We start from the raw sequence: 23,701 nt of genomic DNA, 5'->3' as shown, positions 1-23,701 counted from the left end.
AGATCAGGAATGCGCCTTGATGGTCTCGCGCGCGATCACCAGTTGCTGGATCTGCGAGGTGCCCTCAAAGATGCGGAACAGGCGCACGTCGCGGTAGAAGCGCTCCACCGCGTACTCGGACATGTAGCCCGCGCCGCCGTGGATCTGCACCGCGCGGTCGGCGACGCGGCCCACCATTTCGGTGGAGAAGAGCTTGCAGCAGGCGGCCTGCATCGTCGTGTTTTCGCCGCGGTCGCGCATGCGGGCGGCGTCCAGCACCATGCAGCGGGCCGCGTAGAGCTCGGCCTGGCTGTCGGCGATCATGGCCTGGATGAGCTGGAATTCGGCGATGGGCTGGCCGAACTGCTTGCGCTCGGTGGCGTACTTCACGGCGTCGCGCAGCAGGCGGTCGGCGATGCCGACGCACAGTGCCGAAATATGCAGGCGGCCCTTGTCCAGCACGCGCATGGAGGTCCGGAAGCCGTTGCCTTCTTCCCCGCCCAGCAGCGCGCTGGCCGGCACGCGGCAGTTGTCGAACACGACGTCGCTGGTCAGCGCGCCGGCCTGGCCCATCTTCTTGTCCGGCTTGCCGATGATGAGGCCCGGCGTGCCGGCTTCGACCAGGAAGCACGAAATCGAATTGGCGCGACGCTCGGGCGCGGTGCGCGCCATCACGGAGAACAGGCCGGCGATCGGCGCGTTGGTGATGTAGCGCTTGGTGCCGTTCAGCACGTAGAAGTCGCCATCGCGCTCGGCGGACACGCGCAGCGACATGGCGTCGGAACCGGCATCGGGCTCGGTCAGCGCGAAGGACCCGATGAGCTCGCCGCTGGCCAGCTTGGGCAGGTAGTTGGCGCGCTGCTCGTCGGTGCCGGCCAGGACGATGGCTTGCGAGCCGATGCCGATGTTGGTGCCGGCCAGCGAGCGGAAGGCGGGCGAGGTCTGGCCCAGTTCGAACACGACGCGGACCTCTTCTTCCATCGTCAGGCCCAGGCCGCCGAAATCCGGCGAGATGGACAGGCCGAACAGGCCCAGGTCGCGCATTTCGTTGACGATGTCCGGCGGCACTTCGCCGCTGGCGGCCAGCTCGTCCTCGGCGGGAATCAGGCGTTCGTGGACGAAGCGGCGGACGGCGTCGATCAGGAGGTTCAGGGTTTCGGTGTCGAGGGCCATGATGGAGGTCTCTTTAAGCGGATATGGGTCAGGAATGGGTGTGGCGGCTGGCTCAGGCGCGCATGCCGCCCACCAGCAGATCGAAATAGCCGTCGGCGATGGATTCGGCGCTGTCGCCCTGCCCGGGCTTGTACCAGCGCACCATCCAGTTCAGCATCGACAGCACGGCGCGGCCTGTGGCGGCCACATCCAGCGCGCGGAATGCGCCGTCGGCGACGCCCTGTGCGATGACCTCGCGCAACAGCTTTTCGTAGTTGTCGCGCAGGCGGGCAGCATCGTCGCGCTCGGAAAGCGCCATGCCGGAATAGCCGATCAGCATCGTCACGAACTGGGCGTGGTGCTGCTCGAAGTAACGGGCATGTCCCACCATGAAGGCGCGCAGGCGGGCCGCGCCGCCCTCGGCGCCGGCCACGTCGCGGCCGACGGTGTGCGTCAGGCCCTCCAGCACCTCGAGAATGATGGCGTCGTAGATGTCCTGCTTGGTCGGGTAATAGTGATAGATGGCCGCCTTGGACACGCCGATGGCGCCGGCCAGGTCGGAAATGGAGCTGCCGTCGTAACCGCTGCGCGCGAACAGCTTGGCGGCTTCTTCCAGAATGCGTTCGCGCGGGGCGGCCAAAGTGGGCGGCCGGCCCGCGCGGGCACGTTTCTGAACGGGTTGGGGGGTGATGCCCATGGACGCCTTTGGCAGGGGCCGCGCGTGGCCGGAGGGTTCTGGCGAACCGCAATTGACAGCCGTTCCGCGCTTGCCGTTAAATAAAGATTAATTAATTACCGGACGGTCGGTAGGTAATTAATATACTCCAAAAACCTAGGACGAGACGACGCCCCATGCCCCATCCCCTCGTGACTGATTTGTATGGCCAGATGTCCCTGCCGGTCATCAGCGCCCCGATGTTCATCGTCTCCAATCCCAAGCTGGTCATCGCCCAATGCACGAGCGGCATCGTGGGGTCGTTTCCCGCGCTGAATGCACGCCCGCAGACGCTCCTGACCGACTGGCTCGACGAAGTCCAGGCCGGCCTGGCGTCGTACCGCGAGGCCAATCCCGGCGCCCGCGTCGCGCCGTTCGCCGTCAACCAGATCATCCACCAGTCCAACGACCGCCTGGAACAGGATCTGGCGGTATGCGCCAGCCACCGGGTGCCGCTCATCATCACCAGCCTGCGCGCCCCCGGCGACCTGGTGAAGGGCGTGCACGACTGGGGCGGCAAGGTCTTCCATGACGTCACCACGATCCGCCACGCCGAAAAGGCGCTGGAAGCCGGCGTCGATGGCCTGATCCTGGTGTGCGCGGGCGCGGGCGGCCATGCCGGCACGCTCAGCCCCTTCGCGCTGATTTCCGAAGTGCGCCGCTTCTACGACGGCCCCCTGATCCTGTCGGGCGCCATCACCTCGGGCGCGCACATCCTGGCCGCGCAAGCCATGGGCGCGGACTTCGCCTACATGGGCACGCGCTTCATCGCCAGCGAGGAAGCCAACGCCAGCGACGGCTACAAGTCCGCGATCGTCGAGGCCAGCGCGTCGGACATCCTGTACACGCCCTTCTTCACCGGCATTCCGGGCAACTATCTGAAGGCCAGCATCGCCGCCGCGGGCCTGGATCCGGCCAACCTGCCCGCGCCGGACACCGGCGCGTCCAATTTCGGGACCACCCGCGTCAAACCCTGGAAGGACATCTGGGGCGCCGGCCAGGGCGTGGGCGGCATCGCCAGCGTCGAACCCACCCGCAAGATCGTCGACACGCTGCGGCATGAATACGCCGAGGCAAAGGCCCGCCTGGCCTCGGGACCGCACGCATGAGCGCCGGCCTGAAGGTGGCGCGTGACGGCGCCGTCCTCACGCTGACGATCGACCGCCAGGACCGCCGTAACGCGCTCGACACCGCCACCTATGCCGCGCTGACCGAGCAGATTTCGCTGGCCAGCGCGGACGTGGCAGTGTCGGCCGTCATCCTGACGGGCGCGGGCGAACACTTCACCGCGGGCAACGACCTGCGCGACTTCCAGGCCGAACGCGGAGCGGGCGACAGCGCCGGGCTGACGTTCCTGCGCGCGCTGACCACGGCCGACGTGCCGGTGATCGCCGCGGTCGAGGGCTACGCCATCGGCATCGGCGTGACGCTGCTGCAGCATTGCGATTTTGTGCACATTGGGGAAGGCGCGACCCTGCGCATGCCGTTTGTCGCCCTGGGGCTGTGTCCGGAGGGCGCGTCCAGCCTGCTGATGCCGCGCCTGGTGGGACGGCGGGCAGCGCAGTGGCTGATGCAGGGCAAGGCGTTTTCCGCGCAAGAGGCCGTGGACGCCGGCCTGGCCACGTCCGTCACGCCCAAGGGCGAGGCGCTGGCCGCGGCCCAGGCCACCGCCGCCGACCTGGCGCGCCAGCCGCCGGCCGCGTTGCGCCTGACCAAGGCCATGATGAAGCGGGCGGACCGCCAGGCCATCCAGGAGACGCTGGACTACGAAGCCCAGCAGTTCCGCGCCCGCCTGCAGACCGAAGAGGCGCAGGCGGCATTCGCCAAATTCTTCAAGAAATAACGCGTCAGAACGGCGAATCGGGCCGGAAATTCGGCGCCCGGCGCTCGCGCAGGGAATTGATGCCCTCGCGCACGTCCGGGCCGCCAAAGCCCATGAATTCCAGCGCCAGCGACGTGTCGAAGGTCGGGCCGGCCATGCGCAACCAGTTATTCAGCGAATACTTGGTCCAGCGGATCGCCGTCTGCGACCCGGCCGCCAGCTTGTTGGCCACCTCGAACGCCTTGCCGATCAGCTCGGCCTCGTCCACACAGAGCGACACCAGGCCGATGCGTTCGGCTTCCTCGCCCGACACCGTCTCGCACAGCATCAGGTAATACTTGGCCTTGGCCATGCCGCACAGCAGCGGCCAGACGATGGCGGCATGGTCGCCAGCCGTGACGCCCAGCCGGGTGTGGCCGTCGATGATGCGGGCGTCGCGCGCCGCGATCGAGATGTCGGCCAGCAGGCCGGCCACCAGGCCCGCCCCCACCGCCGCACCGTGCATGGCCGACACGATCGGCTTGCTGCAGTTGATGATGTTGTAGACCAGGTCGCGCGCCTCGCGCCAGACGCGGGTGCGCACGTCGAAGTCGTCCGCCATCTGCTGCACCAGATCCAGGTCGCCGCCGCCGGAGAAGCCCTTGCCCTCGCCGCGGATCACCACGACCCGCGTGTCCGGATCGGTGTCGATGTCGCGCCAGATGTCGGCCAGCTCCCGGTGCATCCGGTCGTCGGCCGTGGACAACTTGCCCGCCGCGCCGCCCTTGGCGCCCATGATGAGTTCCAGCACGCCGCCCGGGTGGCGGCGCAGCTTCAGGGATTCGTAGGCCGAATAGTGTTCCAGCGTGATGTCGGTCATTGTCTGCTCCGGGTCGTCTCTTGGTTGTTGGCGCCCGCCCCAAGGCGGCCGCGTTTTTGCGCACTATAGTGGATACGGCCAACCCGCCATGACGATTTCCCCCCGGAGCCTCACCCCATGAACACCCCCGCCGTTCCCATTGACCGCGCCGCGCTGCCTGCCCTGTTCGCGCCTCGCGCAGACGATTCGCACAAAGGCAGCTTCGGCACCGTGGGCGTGGTGGGCGGCGGTCCCGGCATGACCGGCGCGGCCCTGCTCGCCGCCCGCGCCGCGCTGAAGACCGGCGCCGGCAAGGTACTGGTGGGGTTCGTGCAGGAAACGCTGCCCCTGCCCTGCGACCTGTTGCAGCCCGAACTGATGCTGCGCGACTTCCGCTCGCTGCTGGAAGAAGACTGGGGCGTGACCGCCTGGGTCGCCGGCTGCGGGATCGGCACGGGCGCGCTGCCCGCAAACGCCTTGTCGGAATTGTTCGTCTTGCGGCGGCACGCGCCGCTGGTCCTGGACGCCGACGGCCTGAACCTGCTGGCCCGCGGCGAAATCCGTCCCACTTGGGGCGCGGGCCCCGTCGTGCTGACCCCGCACCCGGCGGAAGCCGCCCGCCTGCTGAGCGTCGGCACGGACGCCATCCAGCGCGACCGCCCCGCCGCCGCCCGGCAACTGGCGCAGCGTTTTCAGGCGTGGGTGGTGCTCAAGGGCGCCGGCACCGTGGTGTCCGCCCCGGACGGCGGCCTGCACGTCAACACCACGGGCAACCCGGGCCTGGCGACCGCCGGAACCGGGGACGTATTGGCCGGCATGCTGGGCGGGCTGATCGCCCAGAAGCTGCCGCTGGACCAGGCCGTGCTCGGCGCCGTCTGGCTGCACGGCGCCGCCGCCGATGCCCTCGTCGCGCAGGGAATCGGCCCCATCGGCCTGACGGCCGGCGAGCTCGCCGACGCCGCCCGCGCCCTGCGCAACCAGGGCTAAGTCCATGTCCCGCAAACATTTTTACAACATACTAGGGTTTTCCCTAAAAAGAGCATTGCTATTGTTCTAGGGTTATCCCTATAATGGTTTACCCCATGACGAAACGGACTGGAGCCAAACCATGAGCGAACTGACCCTGAACAACACTGCCCGCCTGACCGACGCGCTGGAGCGTGACCTGCTCCGCGGCGCTCTCGAAAACCAACCGAATTCTCACCCGCTGACCAGCCTGAAGAAGGCTGGCCAATCCGTAGCAGCCGCTGTTGCCGCCGTCTTTGCCTTCATCGACGAAGTGAACGAATCGATGAACAAGGCTCGCGCCGCCAGCTCGCGCTTCTCCGGATCGCAGTGGTAATAACAGCCGCGCCACGCTGAATCGCGACCGATCTCCCGCGAATCAGCCTGGCGCGCTGCCGTTGCAGCGCCCGCCTGGCCCTCCCCAGGCGCCCGCCGCAACGCTTCGGCGCCCGTCCCCTCACCGGCGCCATCGCGTCGCAAGCGGTCCCAAAAGGGACCGCGCGACGCCCTCTCTCCCTCCCCCTCTCGGCGTTTTCCCTAGCGCCTCGATCGCCGCTGCGCATTGACAGCGCGCGAACCCCCTACCGATAATCGGCCCCTTGCCGTCGTGCCCTGGCGACAATTCCCCGCAAGCCCCCTGGCCGACGCAGTCGTCCCCTGGCGCGCGTGGCCGCCCGCACGATCCGGTTCGTTCCCCATCCGGAGTTGTCACCATGAAGTTGCGCACCACCCTGGCCCTTGTGGCCGCCGCCATTCCCCTGGCAGCCGCCCAAGCCCAGACGCTGAAGATCGGCCTGTCGGCCGAACCGACCTCGGCGGACCCCCACTATCACAAGATGACGCAGAACGACGCGTTCTCCGCGCACGTCTACAACTCGCTGGTGGGCCGCAGCGCCGACATGAAGCTGGTGCCCCAGCTTGCGACTTCCTGGAAGAACCTGGACGACCTGACCTGGGAATTCAAGCTGCGCGACGACGTCAAGTTCTCGAACGGCAAGCCGTTCACGTCCGAAGACGTGCTGTTCACGATCTGCCGGACGCTGAACAACGAAACCAACGTGTCGCAGTCCTACATGGACATGACCAAGCGCATCACCGACGTCCAGACGCCGGACGCGCACACCGTCATCATCACGACCGGTGAACCCTTCCCCCTGATGCCGGCCGAACTGGCCCGCTCGCTGCCGATCATCTGGAACGGCATCGTCGAACACGGCAAGCTTACGTACGACCCCAAGAAGGGTTGCGGCGTGACGGGCGCCTGGCCCACGGTGGTCGACTTCAACAACGGCAAGGACGCCATCGGCACCGGCCCCTACATGCTGAAGTCCTACGTCAAGGGCACCGGCATCGAGCTGGTCCGCAACGAGAACTACTGGGGCGAGAAGCCGCACTGGAAGGAAGTGAAGTTCGTGCCGGTGCCGTCCGCCGGCCCGCGCCTGACCGGTCTTCTGTCCGGCGACTTCGACATGATCGAAAACCCCGCCGCGCGTGACCTGCCGCGCCTGAAGGACAACCCGAAGTTCGGCTTCGTGGCCACGCCGTCCACCCGCCTGGTGTTCTTCCAGCCGGACGTGGGCCGCAACCCGAGCCCGTTCGTCAAGAGCGCCGACGGCAAGAACCCGCTGCAGGACCTGCGCGTTCGCAAGGCCATCAACATGGCCATCGACCGCAAGACCATCACCGCCCGCATCATGGACGGCATGGCCACCCCGGCCTACCAGTTCATGCCCGACGGCATGTTCGGCGCGCTGCCCAAGGCCCCGGAAATCAAGTACGACCCGGAAGGCGCCAAGAAGCTGCTGGCCGAAGCCGGCTACCCGAACGGCTTTGAACTGACGCTGTCGTCCACCAACGACCGTTACGTCAACGACGGCCAGGTTGCGCAGGCCGTGGCCCAGTACCTGGCCCGCGTCGGCATCAAGACCAACGTGGACGCGATGACCGCCTCCATCTACTTCCCCAAGCGCGCCAAGCGCGAGTTCAGCTTCTCGATGGGCGGCTGGCCGGCGGAAACGGGTGAAGCGTCGGCGCTGTTCCAGCTGTGGGTTGCCACGCTGGATTCGCCCGTCAGCCTGGGCACCAGCAACTACGGCGGCTTCTCGAACGCCGACTTCGACAAGGTCTACAAGCAAGCCATCGTGACGGTTGACCCCGCCAAGCGCGAAAAGCTGCTGCAGGAATCTACCCAGATCGCCCTGGACAACGTGCCGCTGATCCCGCTGCACTTCGAAAGCAGCATCTGGGCGTACCGCAAGGGCATCTCGTACGAAGGCCGCCGCGACCAGTACACCCTGGCCACCTCGGTCAAGCCTGACGCCAAGTGAGCCGGCAGGGCTGAGTAAAGAAGAAACGGCTGCCTCGTGCAGCCGTTTTGCCTTGTGGCGGCGCAATTACGCCCCGCTTTGCCCGAGCCCCCCGCCCCATCCCCTACAATCGTCTCGCTTCATCGGAACCGCCATGCCCACGTCTTTGCCCCCGTCTTCGTCCGCCCCTGCTCCCCGTCCTTTCCTGTTGGCCTGTCCGGACTTGTCGGCCGAGCGCTTGGGCAACACCGACACGCCCGGCGTCTGGCATTTCGATTCCGGCGCGCCCGGCAAGCGGGTGATGCTGAGCGCGCTGATCCACGGCAACGAGCTGTGCGGCGCCTGGGCGCTGAAGGACCTGCTTGCCGCCGGCCTGCGCCCGCGCCGCGGCACGCTGACGCTGGCGTTCTGTAACCTGGCGGCCTTCGACCGCTTCGATTCCCGCAACTACGCCCCCGCGCGCTTCGTGGACGAAGACATGAACCGCGTCTGGAGCGAGGACAAGCTGTCCGCGCCGATCACGCAAGAGCGCCGCCGCGCCGCCGAGCTCCGCCCGTGGGTTGAAGAGGCCGACTGGCTGCTCGACTTTCATTCGATGAGCAATTCCGACGTGCCGCTGCAGCTGACCGGTCTGGAACAGCGCAACATCGATCTGGCGCTGGCCCTGGGCAATCCCGCCACCATCATTGCCGACGCCGGCCATGCCGCCGGCGTGCGCATGCGCGATTTCGGCCGCTTCGGCGAAGCCGGCGACAACGGCACGCGGTCCCTGCTGATTGAATGCGGTTTCCATGGCGCCCCCGAGGCGCGCGGCGTGGCCGCCGACCAGATGGCGCGCTTTCTGGTGCAAGCCGGCACGGTGGACCGCAGCGACATCCCCGCCGCCTGGTTCGCGCCCGGCGCGCCGCTGCAGCGCGCGCTGCGCGTCACTCACGCCGTCGCCGCCAAGAGTGCCGACTTCCGCTTTGCCGAGCCCTGGAAGGGCCTGGAGATGCTGCCCGAAGCGGGCACCGTCATCGGCTGGTCGGAAGGCGAGCCCGTCACCACCCCGTACGACAACTGCGTGCTCATCATGCCGTCCACCGCCAACCTGCGGCCCGGCGTCACCGTCGTGCGCCTGGCGCAGCCGATCGCCTAGCATCAGCCTTTCACCCCCGGCTTTTCCCCAACCCTGAGCCCACCAAGGAAATCATCTCGTGGCCTTGTTCATCCTACGCAGACTGATACAGAGTCTGTTCGTGCTGCTGGCCGTATCGGTCGTGGTCTTCTTCGCGGTGTATGCCGTGGGCGACCCGATCGAACTGCTGGTCAGCCCCGAAGCCAGCCAGGCCGCGCGCGAGGCGATGATCGCCCGCCTGGGCCTGGACCTGCCCGTGTGGCAGCAGTACACCGGGTTCCTGTGGCGCGCGCTGCACGGCGACCTGGGCACCTCGTTCGTGCACGGCATCCCGGCAATCGAGCTGATCGTGCAGCGCATTCCGGCCACGTTCGAGCTCGTGATCGTCGCAATCATGCTGACCTGTGTGATCGGCATTCCGCTCGGCCTGGTCGCGGGCCTGTACCGCGATGAGTACGTGGGCCGCGGCATCATGGCCTCGTCCGTGCTGGGCTTTTCGCTGCCGAACTTCTGGCAGGGCATGATGCTGATCCTGCTGTTCGCCGTCTGGCTGGGCTGGCTGCCGGCCACCGGCCGCGGCGACACGGTGACCGTGCTGGGCGTGCGCCTGTCCATCCTGACCGCCGACGGCTGGTCGCATCTGATCATGCCGGCCATCAACCTGGCCCTGGCCAACATCGCCCTGGTGCTGCGCCTGACGGCCTCCGGCGTGGTGGAGGCCCGCAGCCAGGACTACGTGAAGTTCGCGCGCGCCAAGGGCGTCAAGCCCGGCCGCATCGTGCGCCGCCATATCCTGCGCAACATCCTGATCCCGGTAGTCACGGTGATCGGCATGGAGTTCGGCACGCTGATCGCCTACTCGACCATCACCGAGACCGTGTTCGCGTGGCCCGGCATGGGCAAGCTGCTGATTGACAGCGTGTATCAGCTCGACCGCCCCGTCGTCGTCGCCTACGTGATGCTGGTCACGCTGATCTTCGTCATCATCAACCTGGTTGTCGACATCCTGTACGCGGCGCTCGACCCGCGCGTGCAGCTCGTGGCCCCCGCTCATTGAACCGCCATGGCTAACTCTCCCAATCCCGGCCGCACCCGCACCGTCCAGCCTCTGGCCGAGACGCCCCGGCGCGCCGCCATTCTGAAAAAACTGCATGCGCGCCCCACGGTGCGCGGCTCGGTCATCGCGCTGGCCGTCCTGATCATTCTGGTGGTCTTCGCGCCGTTCTTTGCGCCGCAGAATCCGTACGATCTGGCCAACCTGTCGCTCATGGACGGCCGCCTCGCGCCGCGCCAGGCGCTGATGGACGGCAGCATCGCGTGGCTGGGCACCGACGACCAGGGCCGCGACATGCTCAGCGCCATCCTGTATGGCCTGCGCATCAGCCTGATGGTGGGCCTGTCCGCCGTCGTGCTGGCAACCGCCATCGGCGGCGCGATCGGCCTGGTGGCCGCCTACATCGGCGGCTGGGTCGACACCGTGTTGATGCGCATCGTCGACTTCATCCTGGGCTTTCCGACCATTCTCGTGGCGCTGGTGCTGCTGGTGGTGCTGGGCCGAGGGGTCGACAAGGTGATCCTGGCGCTTGTCCTTGTGCAATGGGGCCACTACGCGCGCATCATGCGCAGCCGCGCCCTGCAGGAACGCCGCAAGGAATACGTCGAGGCCGCCGCCAACCTGGGCTTTCCGGCCTGGCGCATCATGCTCTTTCACCTGTTGCCCAACTGCCTGGGTCCGGTGATGGTGTTCGCCACCATCCAGATCGCCACCGCGATCGCGCTGGAAGCGACGCTGTCGTTCCTGGGCGTGGGCGTGCCGATCACCGAACCGTCGCTGGGCCTGTTGATCTCCAACGGCTTCCAGTACCTGCTGTCGGGCGACTACTGGATCAGCCTGTTCCCGGGCATTGCGCTGCTGGTTCTCATCCTCTCCATCAATATCGTGGGCGACCGCCTGCGCGAAAGCCTGGATCCCCGTCGAGCATGAGCGACATTCTTCTTGATGTGCGCGGCCTGCGCACTGCATTCCATACCGAGGCCGGCGCGTGGCTGGCGGTCGACGGCGTCGACCTGACCGTGCGCCGAGGCGAGATCGTGGGGCTGGTGGGCGAATCCGGTTCCGGCAAGTCCGTCACGGGCTTTTCACTGCTGGGTCTGATCGACCCACCGGGCGAAGTCGTCGACGGCGAGGTGAAGTTCAAGGGCACGGACCTGCGCAAGCTGTCCGAAGAGCAGATGCGCCAGCTTCGCGGCAATCGCATCGCCATGATCTTCCAGGACCCGCTGATGACGCTGAACCCGGTGCTGCGCATCGGCGAGCAGATGATGGAAGCCATCCTGACGCACGAGGACGTGCCGCGCGCCCAGGCCGAGGAACGCTGCCGCGAGGCGCTGGCCATGGTCGGCATTCCGTCGCCGGAGACGCGCTTGAAGAGCTATCCGCACGAATTCTCGGGCGGCATGCGCCAGCGCGTGGCGATCGCCATTGCGATGCTGAACAAGCCGGACCTGATCATCTGCGACGAACCCACCACGGCGCTGGACGTCACCATCCAGGGCCAGATCCTCTACCGCATGCAGCAGATCTGCCGCGAGCACAACACGGCGCTGATCTGGATCACCCATGATCTGGGCGTGGTGGCCGAGCTGGCGGACCGCGTGGCCGTGATGTATGCCGGCCGCATCGTGGAAAGCGGCCCGGTCGAACAGGTGCTGGATGCGCCGCGCCACCCCTACACCCGGGGCCTGCTGGATTCCATGCCTGGCGCCACGCAGCCGGGCGCGCGCCTGCACCAGATCAACGGCATGGCGCCCAGCCTTGCCGGCCGTCCGTCGGGCTGTGCGTTCCGGCCGCGCTGTACCAATGCGGTTACGCGCTGCACCGAGCAAGCCCCCTCCGTCACCACCGAAGGTTCGCGCAGCTATCGCTGTTACGTGCCGATCGCCCGCGAGGCACAGTAAGCAATGAGCCAAGCCGATACCCCCGTCATCGAGCTCAAGAACGTCCACAAGCGCTTCGAGCAACGGCCTGACCTGGCCCAACGCATCCTCGCCCTGACCGGCCGCCCCATCGACCGCCGCACCGTGTACGCGGTGAACGGCGTGGACCTGTCCATCAAGCGCGGCGAAGTCGTGGGCCTGGTGGGCGAGTCCGGTTGCGGCAAGTCCACGCTGGGACGCGTCGTGGCCGGCCTGCACCGCCAGACCGAAGGCGAACTGCTGTACCAAGGACAGGACGCGAACCGCCTGCGCGGCGCCGACAAGCTGGCGTACACGCTGGGCGTGCAGATGATCTTCCAGGATCCGCAGGCATCGCTGAATCCGCGCCAGCGGCTGCGGCAGATCCTGGGCGAATCGCTCAAGGTCCACAAGCTGGCGCCCCCGGCCGAGATTCCCGGCCGCATCGACCAGGCGCTTACGGAAGTGGGTCTGGACACGGAATACCGCGACCGCTTCCCGCACCAGATTTCGGGCGGCCAGCGCCAGCGCATCGGCATCGCCCGCGCGCTGATGGTGGCGCCCAAGTTCCTGGTCTGTGACGAGCCGGTGGCCGCGCTGGACGTGTCGATTCAGGCGCAGGTGATCAACCTGTTCATGGACCTGCGCGAACAGCACGGCTTTACGTACCTGTTCATCAGCCATGATCTGGGCGTGGTCAAGCACATCTCGGACCGCGTCGCGATCATGTATCTGGGTAAGATCGTCGAGATCTCGACGTCGGCCGAAATCTTTGCCCGCGCCAACCACCCGTACACGCAGGCCCTGATGGCCGAAGTGCCGGACGTGGCGCGCCGCGGCCGCAAGTTCACGCCGATCAAGGGCGAGATTCCGTCGCCGCTGAATCCGCCTTCCGGCTGCACGTTCAATCCCCGTTGCCCCCACGCGATGCCGCGCTGCCGCGAAGTGGCGCCGGCCCTGAAAGAAATCTCCGCGGGCCACTGGTCGGCCTGCCACCTGAACGAAGCGAGCGCCTGATGAAACCTTCCGATATGTCCAACGTGGACCGCATCGCCATCGAAATGGGCCACGCCGGCCGCAACACCATCCTGTACGTGGACGAGGACCGCAACCACGACCGTCCGTTCAAGCTGCAGACCTATCGCCCCTACGGCTACACGCCGGACCGCCCGGTGGTCATCGTGCAGCACGGCGTGCTGCGCAACGGCGACGAGTACCGGGACTTCTGGGTCGAAGCCGCCGACAAGCACAAGCTGCTGATCGTGGCGCTGACGTTCTCGAACGAGATCTGGCCGGGCGTTGAGAGCTACAACAACGGCCGCGTGTTTTCGGCCGGCGGCAATCCGCGCCACATCGATGGCTGGACGTATGCGCTGGTGGGCAACGTCATCAAGGACATGATCGCCGGCGAAATCACCGACGGGCAGAACGTCTACCTGTTCGGCCACAGCGCTGGCGGCCAATTCGTTCATCGCCTGATGAGCAGCCAGTCGCACGCGCCCTTCAAGGCGGTGACGGCGGGCAATCCCGGCTGGTACACACTGCCGACGTTCGATCATCCCTATCCCGAGGGCATGGACGGCGTGGGGCTGACCGAGGATCACCTGGTGAAGCTGCTGGCCTACCCGATGACGATCCTGGCGGGCGACAAGGACATCGAGACCAACGATCCCAACCTGCCGTCCGAACCCGCCGCGATGCGCCAGGGCCCGCACCGCTTCGCCCGCGCGCAGAACTATTTCGAGTTCGGCCGCAAGGAAGCCGAGCGCCGCGGCGTGCCGTTCGGCTGGACGCTGCAGGTCGTACCCGGCATCGGCCACGACGGCCGCGCGATGTCGGCCGTTTGCGCCAGCCTGTGGTTCGACGGCAAGATGCCCGACGACGCTGAACTGGCCCGCCTGGCCGGCCAGCAAGTTGCCTGATCCCCTTTTCCATTGCTGAAATCCGATACCGCCATGTCCAACACTCAAAGCACTGAACAGATCGTCGCCGGCATTCAAGGCTGGCTGCAATGCGAATCGCCGTCGAACTTCCCCGAAGGCATCGCCGCAATGGCGCGCATCATCGCCGACTACGCGGCCGCCGCCGGCCTGACGGTGGAGCTGTCGTCGCTGGGCCCCACGACGGGCCCGCTGCTGTACGCGACCAACCGCGCGCCGGGCGATACGCGTCCCGGCATCCTGATCCTGGCGCACATGGACACGGTGCACCCGGTGGGCACGCTGCTGGAGAACCCGGTGCGCATCGACGGCGACCGTCTCTACGGCCCGGGCAGCTATGACATGAAGGCGGGCATCTATCTGGCGCTGACGGCCCTGGCCGGCGTGGCGCGTCCGGGTGCAACGCAATTGCCGGTGGATTTCCTGGTGGTGCCCGACGAAGAAACCGGCAGCCACGCGTCGCGCACGCACATCGAACGCTTCGCCGCCAATGCCAAGTACGCGCTGGTCTGCGAACCGGCCCGTCCCAACGGCGGCAAGTGCGTGACGGCGCGCAAGGGCACGGGCATGCTGAACCTGAACGTGAAGGGCCGCCCGGCACACGCAGGCATGCAGCACGAGAAGGGCCGCAGCGCTATTCGTGAAATGGCGCACCAGGTGCTGGCACTGGAAGCCATGACGGACTACGACCGTGGCATCACGGTGAGCGTTGGGACCATCGCGGGCGGTACGGTCACCAACACGGTTCCGGCGCTGTGCCGCTGCGTGGTGGATTTCCGGGTGCCTGACATGGGGGCTGCGGAAGACGTGCTGCGCCGGATGCGTGAACTGTGCGCAGTGGGTCCGGATGTTGAACTGGACATCGACGTGGAACTGAACCGTCCGCCGATGGTGAAGACGGAAGAAGCGGCTGCGTTGCTGGCGTTGGTGCAGGGCTTTGCGGATCGCGCGGGTTTTCTGCTTGAGGATGCGCCGATGACGGGCGGCGGCAGCGATGCCAACTTCACGTCGGCAATGGGTATTCCGACGCTGGACGGGTTGGGAGCTGATGGAGATGGGGCGCATACGTTGAATGAGTATGTGCTGGTGTCTACGTTGGAGCAGCGGTTGAAGTTTTGGGAATTGCTGCTGCGGGATTTGGCTTAAGGGTTTGGTTTTTTCGCGGTTTTGTTGCGCGAAGATTTGAGTTCTTAAGGCGTCCGGCACGGTGGCGGCTATGGTTCTTAAGACGTCCGGCACGGTGGCGGCTATGGTTCTTAAGACGTCCGGCACGGTGGCGGCTATGGTTCTTAAGACGTCCGGCACGGTGGCGGCCCGGGGCGCGCGGGGCCACGATTGCGGTCCGGAGCCTTCGCTCCGGACTGCCCCGTCGTCATCTTCGTCCGCCTTCGGCTCCCTTCAGATTCCCTCGGGCTTATCGACGCCCCGCGCACCCCGGGCCGCCCCCGCACCGGACTCTGGCAATTCGAGTCTTTAGACGGCTGGGACGATCGGCGTGCTTGGCGTTTTTGTGTAGAACTCCTCGGGCCAGAAGCGTCTTGCGGTGCCCGTCTCCGTTCGGCCGCGCGGGCGGCCTCCGGAGACTTACGCAGCGTCTGGCGTTGTAGCGATGACGCTTCGCGCGTGGCTGCATTTGATCCAGGTGTCTGACACCCACGGATTCGTAAGACTGATTCCGATGTCTGACACCCACAAATTCCTAAGACTGATTCCGGTGTCTGACACCCGGCAGATCCGCAAACGCAAATCTGCTCGCCATTAATCGTCAATTGAACTCCAGTGCCCGATGGGCGGCGCGTACTGGTCGGCAAGTTGTGGCTGACCGTCGCCGCGCCGCCCATCACCGCCCCTCCCCCGTGACGGTGGCCCATTAGCAAGCCAATCACCGCCAACGCGAAGCGCACACCGCCACGACGCCCCACCGACCCAATGCTGGGTTGCCGCCGCCCGGGCGGCAGCAACCCGGCGGCCCCGCAGACTTCCTGCCCTGTCCACAGGTCTTGCAGCGCGCAAACCAAAGACCCTAGCAGCACGGCGTCGTGGTCACCGGGGAGGCGAGCGCCGTCGATGCGCCCGAGGGAATCTGAAGGGAGCCGGAGGCGGACGAAGATGACGACGGGGCAGTCCGGAGCGAAGGCTCCGGACCGCAATCGTGGGCGATCGCCTCCCCGGTGACCGCGGCGTCGGGCGACCTACGAAGACTATCTACACGAAGGCCGGTGTCAGACACCCGGGGAAGATGATCTCAGCATGAAACACCATCTCATCGGGTGTCAGACACCTAGATAAAGCTTCATGCGCAGACAAAAGACGCCACCATCCGAATACCACCACCATCCACACCCATTCGCCTAGAATGACGCCCACCAAAATCGCCATCTCCACCACCTCTCATGTCCGCCGCCCCCACCAGCGCCATCGCCTACGGCCTAGCCACGTTAGCCGCCGACGGCACCATCCTTGATACCTGGTATCCGCGTCCTTCCCTCGCCGACAACGCGCCGCCCACCGGGACTCGTCATCTGACGCCGGAAGAAGCGCGCGCCGCCCTTGGCGAGCACGTTGCCACAGCCCTCGTCCGGGACACGCGCCGCAAGGTCGATATCGTGGCCGTGCGCACCGCCATTTCGTCGCTCGACGAGCCGCCCGTCGATGCTCATGACGCCTACCTGCGTCTGCATCTGCTCAGTCACCGGCTCATCCGGCCGCACGGCGCCAATCTGGATGGGTTGTTTGGGGTGCTCGCCAACGTCGCGTGGACTTCGGTGGGGCCGTGTGCGGTGGATCAGGTCGACGCGTTGCGCTGGCATCTGCGCGCCACCGGGCAGGTGCTGGAAATTCGCGGCGTGGACAAGATTCCGCGCATGACCGATTACGTCGTGGCCAGTGGCGTGCGCATCGCGGACACGGCGCGTGTGCGGCTCGGCGCGCATCTGTCGCCGGGCACCACCGTGCTGCATGAAGGGTTCTGCAACTTCAACGCCGGCACGCTGGGCGCGTCCATGGTCGAAGGCCGCATCAGTGCGGGCGTGATCGTGGACGACGGCACCGATATCGGCGGCGGCGCGTCGATCATGGGGACCATGTCGGGCGGCGGCAAGCAGGTGGTTTCCATCGGCAAGCGCTGCCTGCTCGGCGCCAATTCCGGCATTGGCATTTCGCTGGGCGACGACTGCGTGGTCGAAGCCGGCTGCTACGTTACCGCCGGCACGCGTGTGCTGACGCCGGAGGGTGCGGTGGTCAAGGCCGTGTCGCTGGCGGGCCAGCACGGGCTGCTGTTCCGCCGCAATTCCCAGACCGGCGCGGTGGAAGCGCTGGTGCGCACCGCAGCGTGGGGCACGTTGAATCCCGCCCTGCATGCGGGCCACTGACCATTCGGGCCACTGAATGGAATATGGCCGCTGCGAGCGGCCATATCAGTGAGGCGGCGTGCACTCGGTCACCCGAGCCGGCGCCGTGGCGTCAGGCGTATTCCGCCGTTTGCCCCAACTGGTTGTAGACCAGGTTGACGAAAAGATCGGAACTCAGGATGCGCGCGACGCGGCACGAGAAGACCGTCTTGCCGCTGTCGTCCTGCAGGGTGACCGTGTCGGTCCAGTCATTGAGATCGATGGGTTGCAGCGACTCGTAGGGCCACGTAACGCCGTCGAGGTGCAGGCCTTGCGCCGACAAGGACACTTCGCGCGTCTCGAAGTCGGGGAAGGTGCCGCCGGTGACATAGCGGAACGTGACGCGCGCGCCCTGTTCCGTCAGCGACTCCAGAACCGGCAGCCGGCGCGCCACGTAGTGCGAGCGGAAGGCGTCCATGAAGGCGGGAAATTCGTCGACGCCAGCGGCAACCGTCCAGGCGCCTTGCGCGGGGCTGCGGTATGCCAGGCGGTCGGCGGATCCTGCTGCCGTGTCCGGCTGGCCGGTGTACAGGCAAAGGTCCTGGATGTCCGCAAATGCGGTGTAGATGCGGGCGCCGCCTTCCTGGCTGACAACGCCGTTTTCGTGCAATTCAAAGCAATCCGGGGCGCTCCCCGTGCGGGTAAACACCGCGAATGCGTCTAGGGCCTGCGGGGTTTCTCTATCTGTCATGCAACTTCCTGAATGGATTGGGGTGCTATCGCGGCCCAGGACGTCGCAATGTCTTGCGAGCCGTATTCTCCCCCATATGCGAAATACGTGCTTGATGACCCCAATTCCAGCACTTTGAACGTAAATCACTCGCCCGGCGGAATCGGCGCGAAACGCAGGTGCTGCACGTCGCCGCGACCCGCGATGATCGCCGTGGACTCGGGCACTTCTTCCCAGACACCGGCCATGTCCGACAGCGGCTCGGACAGCAGCAGAAAGGCGTCGTCGTCCAGGGCGGCGATCTGCGCGTTATCCGGGTAGAGTTCGCGCAGGTGACGCACGCAGGTGTTGTGAAACAGCGTGCGCGAGTCGCCTTCGCTGGAATAGCGCACCGCAATCAGCCGCTCGCCGTCCAGCGCGCACACCGTCATGTTGATGGGATGCGCCACGCCATGGCGCCGGCCGGTTTCCTCGACGGCGCCCACCATGCGGGCGAGCGCGGGGATCGGGTCTTCGTCCAGGCCAAACGTCAGCGCCAGAAGGAACATCACCTCGGAATCCGTGGAACCTTCCAGCGATCCGAAATACGCGGGCGCGATCATCAGCATCAGATCGCGCCGCAGCAGCGGGTAGTCGCGGATGAGACCGTTGTGCACGAACAGCCATTGCCCATGGCGGAACGGATGGCAGTTGGTCTCTTGTGCGGGCGTGTCGGTGGCGGCGCGGATGTGTGCGACGAAATTCGGCGCATGGATGGCGCGGGCCGCCTCGCGCAGATTGCGGTCGTTCCACGCCGGATGCACGCTGCGATAGCGGAACGGCGGTTCGCTGGGGCGGCCCTCGATGGGGCGGCTGTACCAGCCCAGCCCGAAACCATCGCCGTTCGTGGTGGTGGCGCCCAGGCGGGAATGCAGGCTTTGTTCGATGAGCGAGTACTTGGCCTTGAACAGCACGCTCTCCATCTGCAGGGGACTACCGGTGTAAGCCAGCCAACGGCACATGATGCGCTCCTTCGATCCGGACAGGCCAGTGTAGGAGCGACCCGCGCATTTCTTCAAGCCCGCGCCGGGGCCCCGCTTTCCCCAGCTTGGCTTGACTCGGCCCCTACTTGTTCAGCAGCGCCTTCAGCATGGCCATGCGCTCCTTGGGGCTCATGGCGGCGGTCGCGTCGTCCTCCTGGATGCGCACGTCGCCCAGGCCCATTTCCTCGATGAAGCGCGACGGTTCGCGCACCAGGTCTTCGCGGGCGCGACGGCGGCGCTTGCACCAGCTCAGGTTCAGGCTGCGCTGCGCGCGGGTGATGCCGACGTACATCAGGCGCCGCTCTTCCTGGATGCGGGTCGCCAGGTTCTCGGCGGCACGCGCCGGATCGCCCACTTCGTCGTCCTTGCCCAGGTGAGGCAGCAGGCCTTCTTCCACGCCCGCCAGGTACACGTGCGGGTATTCGAGGCCCTTGGAAGCGTGCAGCGTGGACATCTTGACGGCGTCGGGCGCTTCTTCCTCGCCGCGCTCCAGCATGGTGACCAGCGCCACGTGCTGCACCAGGTCGAAGAGCGTCATGTTGTCTTCCTCGGCCTTGCGCTTGAGCCAGCCGGTCAGCTCCAGGACGTTCTGCCACCGTGTCTGCGCGGGGCGTTCTTCGAAGAGTTCAAACAGGTGCCGTTCGTACTGGATGGCTTCGAGGAGGTCGTCGAGGATCGCGCCTGCCGGTTCCGCAGGCGCCGCGTCCTTGCCGGAGGCTGCGCCGCGACCCGCGCGCCACTGCATGCGGCGGATGAATTCCGCAAAGGTGCGCAGCTGTTCAAGCTGGCGCGGCGCCAGGACGCTTTCGAGGCCGGTTTCGGCCACGGCGGCCAGCAGCGACAGTTCGCGGCTGGCGGCGTACTGGCCCAGCGCCTGCAACGTGGTCTGGCCGATGCCGCGCTTGGGCGTGGTGGCCGCGCGGATGAAGGCGGGGTCGTCATCGTCGTTGGCCAGCACGCGCAGGTAGGCCAGGATGTCGCGCACTTCGGCCTTGTCGAAGAAGCTTTGCCCGCCGGAGATCGTGTACGGGATCTTCAGGTTGCGCAGTGCCTGCTCCAGGATGCGCGACTGATGATTGCTGCGGTACAGGATGGCGAAATCCTTCCACTGCGCCTGGCGCTCGAAGCGCGCGGCGGACACCTTCATGGCGATGGACTCGGCCTCCTGCTCCTCGCCGTCCATGGCCGACACGACGATGGGTTCGCCCACCCCCAGCTCGGACCAGAGCTTCTTTTCGAAGAGCTTGGGGTTCTTTTCGATGACCTGGTTGGCGGCCGCCAGGATGCGCTGCACCGAGCGGTAGTTCTGCTCGAGCTTGATGAGCTTGATGTTGGGGTAGTCGGTGGTCAGCTTGGCCAGGTTCTCGATGGTGGCGCCGCGCCAGGCGTAGATGGCCTGGTCGTCGTCGCCCACCGCGGTGAACATGGCGCGCGGGCCGGTCAGCAACTGCACCAGCCGGTACTGGCACACATTGGTGTCCTGGTATTCGTCCACCAGCAGGTACCGCACACGGTTCTGCCAGCGGGTGCGCACTTCTTCGTTGCTGGCCAGGAGTTGCGCGGGAATGCGGATAAGGTCGTCGAAGTCCACTGCCTGATAGGCGGCGAGCGTGGCGGCGTAGCTGCGGTAAACGTTGGCGGCCTCGACGTCGCCCGGGGTGATGGCTTCGCGCGCGGCGTCGTCCGGCTCCAGCAGCGCGTTCTTCCACAGCGAGATGATGCCCTGCACGTGGCGCAGGCGCGCCTTGTCGGTGGTCGCCAGCAGTTCCTGGATGATCCCCATGGCGTCGTCGGCGTCCAGGATGGAGAACGTGGGCTTCAGGCCCGCGTTGCGCGCCTCTTCGCGCAGCATCTTCACGCCCAGCGAGTGGAAGGTGCTGATGATCAGGCCCTTGGACAGCTTGCGGTCGACCAGCGTCTTCACACGCTCGTCCATTTCGCGGGCGGCCTTGTTGGTGAAGGTCAGCGCGACGACGTTGCGGCCCATGTAGCCGCATTCGCGCAGCAGGTAGGCGATCTTCTGCGTGATGACGCGCGTCTTGCCGCTGCCGGCGCCCGCCAGGACGAGGCAAGGGCCGTCCAGGTAGAGCGTCGCCTCGCGCTGCGCGGGATTCATGCCGTGGCCAATCGGTTCGCTTGCGGACATTGGAGATTCAGGTCGTCATGCGTCGCGGCGGCCATGCCAGCGCAGCCGGCAAGCAAGGGGCCTGCCGCTGCCCGTCAATGGGCCGGAAAAACGCGAGAAAAAGGGGACGGGCGCAGCCGCCGCAGCGGGTCTGCCGCGCCGGTGCGATAGAGGAAGACGATCATAGAACAATCGGGTCGATGGCGCACCGGCGGCTTGCCGAAGGGACAGATCCGCGCACCTTCGCAAGGGGCAATCGCCCGTCAGATTTCCAGCGGATCGACTTCCAGTTGCCAGCGCACGCGCGCCTCGTTGGCCAGGTGGGGCAGGTGGTGCGACCACGACGCAAGAAACGCCTGCAGGGCCGGCCGGCTGCTGCTTTCGGCCAGCAGTTGGGCACGCTCGATGTTGGCCACGCGCACCACGCGCAGCGGCACGGGGTCGTACAGCATGATCGCGTCCATGCCAGGAAAATCAGCCGCCCATTCGCCCTCGGGCAGCACGCGGGCTTGCTCCAGAAACGCCTGGGCCACCTTCAGCTCGCGCGCCTCGGCGGTCAGCAGCGCCTGGTAGACGTAAGGGGGCAAGCCGGTGCTTTCGCGCTCGTGCAGCGCGTGGCGCGCAAACCCCGCGTAGTCGTGGCGCAGCAAGGCCTGGTACACGGGCTGCTCGGGGTAACCGGTCTGAATCAGCACTTCGCCGTTGCCCTGATGACGGCCCGCGCGGCCGGCCACCTGCATCAGCTGCGCGAACAGGCGCTCGGGCGCGCGGAAATCGTGGGCGAACAGCATGGAGTCTGCGTTCAGCACGCCGACCAGCCCCAGTCGCGCAAAGTCGTGGCCCTTGGCCACCATCTGCGTGCCGACCAGGATGTCGACCTCGCCCGCGTGCACGGACGCGAACAGCGCTTCGGCGCTGCCCTTCTTGCGCGTGCTGTCGGCATCGATGCGCAGGATGCGCGCCTCGGGAAAGAGTTCGGCCAGGTGTTCCTCGACGCGCTGCGTGCCGCGGCCCATGGGCGCCAGGTCCTGGTCGCCGCATTCGGGGCAGGCGCGCGGCACGGGGGCCTGATAGCCGCAGTGATGACACTGCAGGCGATGGCCGCGAAAGTCCGTGCGATGCAGCACGGTAAAGGCCGTGCAGCGCGGGCAGTTGCTGACCCACGCGCAGGACTGGCAATGCAGCACCGGCGAGTAACCGCGCCGGTTCAGGAAGATCAGCACCTGCTCCTTGCGCTCGAGCCGCTGGCCAATGGCTTCAAGAAGCTGGGGCGACAGCCCTTGCTTCATCTGCAGGCGGCGTGTATCCACCAGGCGGATCTTGGGCAGCTCGTTTGACCGTGCGCGGCCGGGCAGCGTCAGGCGCAGGTAGCGTCCGCGCTCGGCGTGCTGCCAGGTTTCCAGCGACGGCGTGGCCGAACCCAGCACCACCGGAATGTTCAGATCGTGCGCGCGCCACACCGCCAGATCGCGTGCCGAATAGCGCAGTCCGTCCTGCTGCTTGTAGGACGTATCGTGCTCTTCGTCGACCACGATCAGGCCCAGCTCCGTCAGCGGCGCGAAGATCGACATGCGCGTGCCCAGCAACATGCGCGCCTGGCCGCGCTGGGCGCGGGTCCACGCCTGCAGCCGCTCGCCGTCGGACAGGCCGCTGTGCATCACCGCCAGCCCCTCGGGTCCGACCAGCGCTTCCAAACGCGCCCGCAGCGCGGCTTCGAGCTGCGGCGTCAGATTGATTTCCGGGACCAGCAGCAGCACCTGGCGCCCTGCCGCCAGGACCTTTTCGGCGGCGCGCAGATAGACCTCGGTCTTGCCGCTGCCCGTGACGCCATGGAGCAGCACCGGCTTGAAGCCGCCGAGCGCGCCAATGGCCTGCACCGCCGCCTCCTGGGCTTCGTTCAGCGCCGGCGGCTGGTCGGGCGTGGCGGGCGCCCGCGCGGTCTTGCGCTTGCGCGCATCCATGCGCGCCACGGGTCCTTCCCCGGAGCGCTTGCCCTGGTAGGACGTGGGCTTGCGCAGCGGCGGCGGCAGCGTGGGCAGCATCACCTCGCCCAGGGGCCGCTGATAGTAGTCCGCGGCAAAGCGCGCCATGCGCAACCACGCCTCGTCAAACGGCGGCAGATCGTCCAGCACCGCCTCGATCGGCCGGATCTGCTTGGGCTCGAAAGACGGCTCTGCAGGGTTGTCGACCACCACGCCGATCATCTTGCGGCGGCCGAACGGAACGATCACCCGCAGGCCGGCCGCAATCGGCGCGTCGCTGCGGTAATCGAACGGGCCGGGCAGCGGCACGTCCAGCGCGACGCGCACCCAGCACACCGCTGCGGTGTCGGGATTCGCTTGCGCGTCAGGCATGGAGTCTGGGGACATTCATCTACTGATATAGGACTAGCCGAAAGGATGAGGACACCGCGCGGCAGCGTCGGCGGATTTTCGCCTGCTCCGGTGCCACTGATCCACCGGCGCCTGTGGATAACTTTGGGGAAAAGGCGAGAGCAACATCAGAAAATGGAATATGGCAAGAATGCACAAACTATTGCATCCCTGTTGATAAGCGACATTTTCCGATATAAAACAGGCACTTGAAGCCGGTTTCCAGATTGTAAGCCAGCTTGGAGAGGGTTTTCCCCGACCCCGGATTTAATGTGCACAAGTCGTCCGCGGGGC

General features: G+C 66.6%; 20 protein-coding genes. 13 read left to right on the top strand and 7 right to left on the bottom strand.

The genetic code is table 11. From position 1 onward, the window contains the following. Positions 1 to 3: 3 nt before the first annotated feature. Both CLM73_RS02260 and CLM73_RS02255 read right to left on the bottom strand, forming a co-directional pair. Complete coding sequence (locus CLM73_RS02260) at positions 4 to 1,152, bottom strand: acyl-CoA dehydrogenase family protein (RefSeq protein WP_105237141.1); 1,149 nt, start codon at positions 1,150 to 1,152, stop codon at positions 4 to 6. A gap of 52 nt (positions 1,153 to 1,204) precedes the next feature. Then, positions 1,205 to 1,828 (bottom strand): TetR/AcrR family transcriptional regulator, encoded by a 624-nt coding sequence (locus tag CLM73_RS02255; RefSeq protein WP_105237140.1) that lies wholly within the window; start codon positions 1,826 to 1,828, stop codon positions 1,205 to 1,207. A gap of 155 nt (positions 1,829 to 1,983) precedes the next feature. Here CLM73_RS02255 and CLM73_RS02250 point away from each other — a divergent pair, with 155 nt between their 5' ends. After that, the gene (locus tag CLM73_RS02250; protein WP_105237139.1) at positions 1,984 to 2,955 is read left to right on the top strand and encodes an NAD(P)H-dependent flavin oxidoreductase; all 972 of its coding nucleotides are present in this window, start codon (positions 1,984 to 1,986) and stop codon (positions 2,953 to 2,955) included. Next, positions 2,952 to 3,689 carry an enoyl-CoA hydratase-related protein gene (locus CLM73_RS02245; RefSeq protein ID WP_105237138.1) on the top strand — a complete coding sequence of 246 codons (738 nt, stop codon included), beginning with the start codon at positions 2,952 to 2,954 and terminating at the stop codon, positions 3,687 to 3,689. The genes CLM73_RS02250 and CLM73_RS02245 overlap by 4 nt, the downstream gene beginning before the upstream one ends. Positions 3,690 to 3,693: 4 nt before the next feature. On the opposite strand, the gene CLM73_RS02240 is transcribed toward CLM73_RS02245, so the two are convergent. Then, positions 3,694 to 4,527 carry an enoyl-CoA hydratase/isomerase family protein gene (locus CLM73_RS02240; protein WP_105237137.1) on the bottom strand — a complete coding sequence of 278 codons (834 nt, stop codon included), beginning with the start codon at positions 4,525 to 4,527 and terminating at the stop codon, positions 3,694 to 3,696. A 117-nt stretch (positions 4,528 to 4,644) separates the two neighbouring features. Between CLM73_RS02240 and CLM73_RS02235 the strand changes: the two genes are divergently transcribed. The 11 genes from CLM73_RS02235 to dapD all read left to right on the top strand — a co-directional run bounded on the left by CLM73_RS02235 (position 4,645) and on the right by dapD (position 17,200). Next, the gene (locus CLM73_RS02235; RefSeq protein ID WP_105237136.1) at positions 4,645 to 5,493 is read left to right on the top strand and encodes an NAD(P)H-hydrate dehydratase; all 849 of its coding nucleotides are present in this window, start codon (positions 4,645 to 4,647) and stop codon (positions 5,491 to 5,493) included. A gap of 121 nt (positions 5,494 to 5,614) precedes the next feature. After that, complete coding sequence (locus tag CLM73_RS02230) at positions 5,615 to 5,848, top strand: hypothetical protein (protein WP_008161006.1); 234 nt, start codon at positions 5,615 to 5,617, stop codon at positions 5,846 to 5,848. 376 nt (positions 5,849 to 6,224) lie between these two features. After that, complete coding sequence (locus tag CLM73_RS02225; protein ID WP_105237135.1) at positions 6,225 to 7,838, top strand: ABC transporter substrate-binding protein; 1,614 nt, start codon at positions 6,225 to 6,227, stop codon at positions 7,836 to 7,838. Positions 7,839 to 7,971: 133 nt separating this feature from the next. Continuing rightward, positions 7,972 to 8,955, top strand: a complete 984-nt coding sequence (locus CLM73_RS02220) for a succinylglutamate desuccinylase/aspartoacylase domain-containing protein (protein ID WP_199778237.1) — start codon at positions 7,972 to 7,974, stop codon at positions 8,953 to 8,955. A 58-nt stretch (positions 8,956 to 9,013) separates the two neighbouring features. Next, positions 9,014 to 9,991, top strand: a complete 978-nt coding sequence (locus CLM73_RS02215; protein WP_056564864.1) for an ABC transporter permease — start codon at positions 9,014 to 9,016, stop codon at positions 9,989 to 9,991. 6 nt (positions 9,992 to 9,997) lie between these two features. Further along, positions 9,998 to 10,918, top strand: coding sequence for an ABC transporter permease (locus CLM73_RS02210; protein WP_105237134.1), 921 nt, complete (start codon positions 9,998 to 10,000; stop codon positions 10,916 to 10,918). Further along, positions 10,915 to 11,892, top strand: a complete 978-nt coding sequence (locus CLM73_RS02205; RefSeq protein ID WP_056564870.1) for an ABC transporter ATP-binding protein — start codon at positions 10,915 to 10,917, stop codon at positions 11,890 to 11,892. Before CLM73_RS02210 ends, CLM73_RS02205 begins: the two co-directional genes overlap by 4 nt. 3 nt (positions 11,893 to 11,895) lie before the next feature. Next, entirely contained in the window at positions 11,896 to 12,906 is a 1,011-nt protein-coding gene (locus tag CLM73_RS02200) for an ABC transporter ATP-binding protein (protein WP_105237133.1), read from the top strand. Then, entirely contained in the window at positions 12,906 to 13,811 is a 906-nt protein-coding gene (locus tag CLM73_RS02195; protein ID WP_105237132.1) for an alpha/beta hydrolase, read from the top strand. Before CLM73_RS02200 ends, CLM73_RS02195 begins: the two co-directional genes overlap by 1 nt. 33 nt (positions 13,812 to 13,844) lie before the next feature. Further along, entirely contained in the window at positions 13,845 to 14,975 is a 1,131-nt protein-coding gene (locus tag CLM73_RS02190; protein WP_105237131.1) for a M20 family metallopeptidase, read from the top strand. 1,247 nt (positions 14,976 to 16,222) lie between these two features. Further along, positions 16,223 to 17,200: a 2,3,4,5-tetrahydropyridine-2,6-dicarboxylate N-succinyltransferase gene (gene dapD / locus CLM73_RS02180; protein WP_105237129.1), complete on the top strand. Its 978-nt coding sequence runs from the start codon at positions 16,223 to 16,225 to the stop codon at positions 17,198 to 17,200. 91 nt (positions 17,201 to 17,291) lie between these two features. On the opposite strand, the gene CLM73_RS02175 is transcribed toward dapD, so the two are convergent. From CLM73_RS02175 to CLM73_RS02160, 4 genes are all read right to left on the bottom strand, one after another. Next, on the bottom strand, positions 17,292 to 17,909 hold the full coding sequence (locus tag CLM73_RS02175) for a hypothetical protein (protein ID WP_199778236.1): 618 nt from the start codon (positions 17,907 to 17,909) through the stop codon (positions 17,292 to 17,294). Positions 17,910 to 18,034: 125 nt separating this feature from the next. After that, the gene (locus tag CLM73_RS02170; RefSeq protein WP_105237127.1) at positions 18,035 to 18,889 is read right to left on the bottom strand and encodes a class II glutamine amidotransferase; all 855 of its coding nucleotides are present in this window, start codon (positions 18,887 to 18,889) and stop codon (positions 18,035 to 18,037) included. 103 nt (positions 18,890 to 18,992) lie between these two features. Then, positions 18,993 to 21,056 (bottom strand): UvrD-helicase domain-containing protein, encoded by a 2,064-nt coding sequence (locus CLM73_RS02165; RefSeq protein WP_105237126.1) that lies wholly within the window; start codon positions 21,054 to 21,056, stop codon positions 18,993 to 18,995. Positions 21,057 to 21,298: 242 nt separating this feature from the next. Further along, positions 21,299 to 23,389 carry a primosomal protein N' gene (locus CLM73_RS02160; RefSeq protein WP_234015795.1) on the bottom strand — a complete coding sequence of 697 codons (2,091 nt, stop codon included), beginning with the start codon at positions 23,387 to 23,389 and terminating at the stop codon, positions 21,299 to 21,301. Between the last annotated feature and the right edge of the window lie 312 nt (positions 23,390 to 23,701).

This window comes from Achromobacter spanius (assembly GCF_002966795.1).
Classification (GTDB): domain Bacteria; phylum Pseudomonadota; class Gammaproteobacteria; order Burkholderiales; family Burkholderiaceae_B; genus Achromobacter; species Achromobacter spanius_D.
The sequence above is the reverse complement of the archived record's forward strand: the minus strand, read 5'-3'. Positions and strand labels throughout refer to the sequence as shown.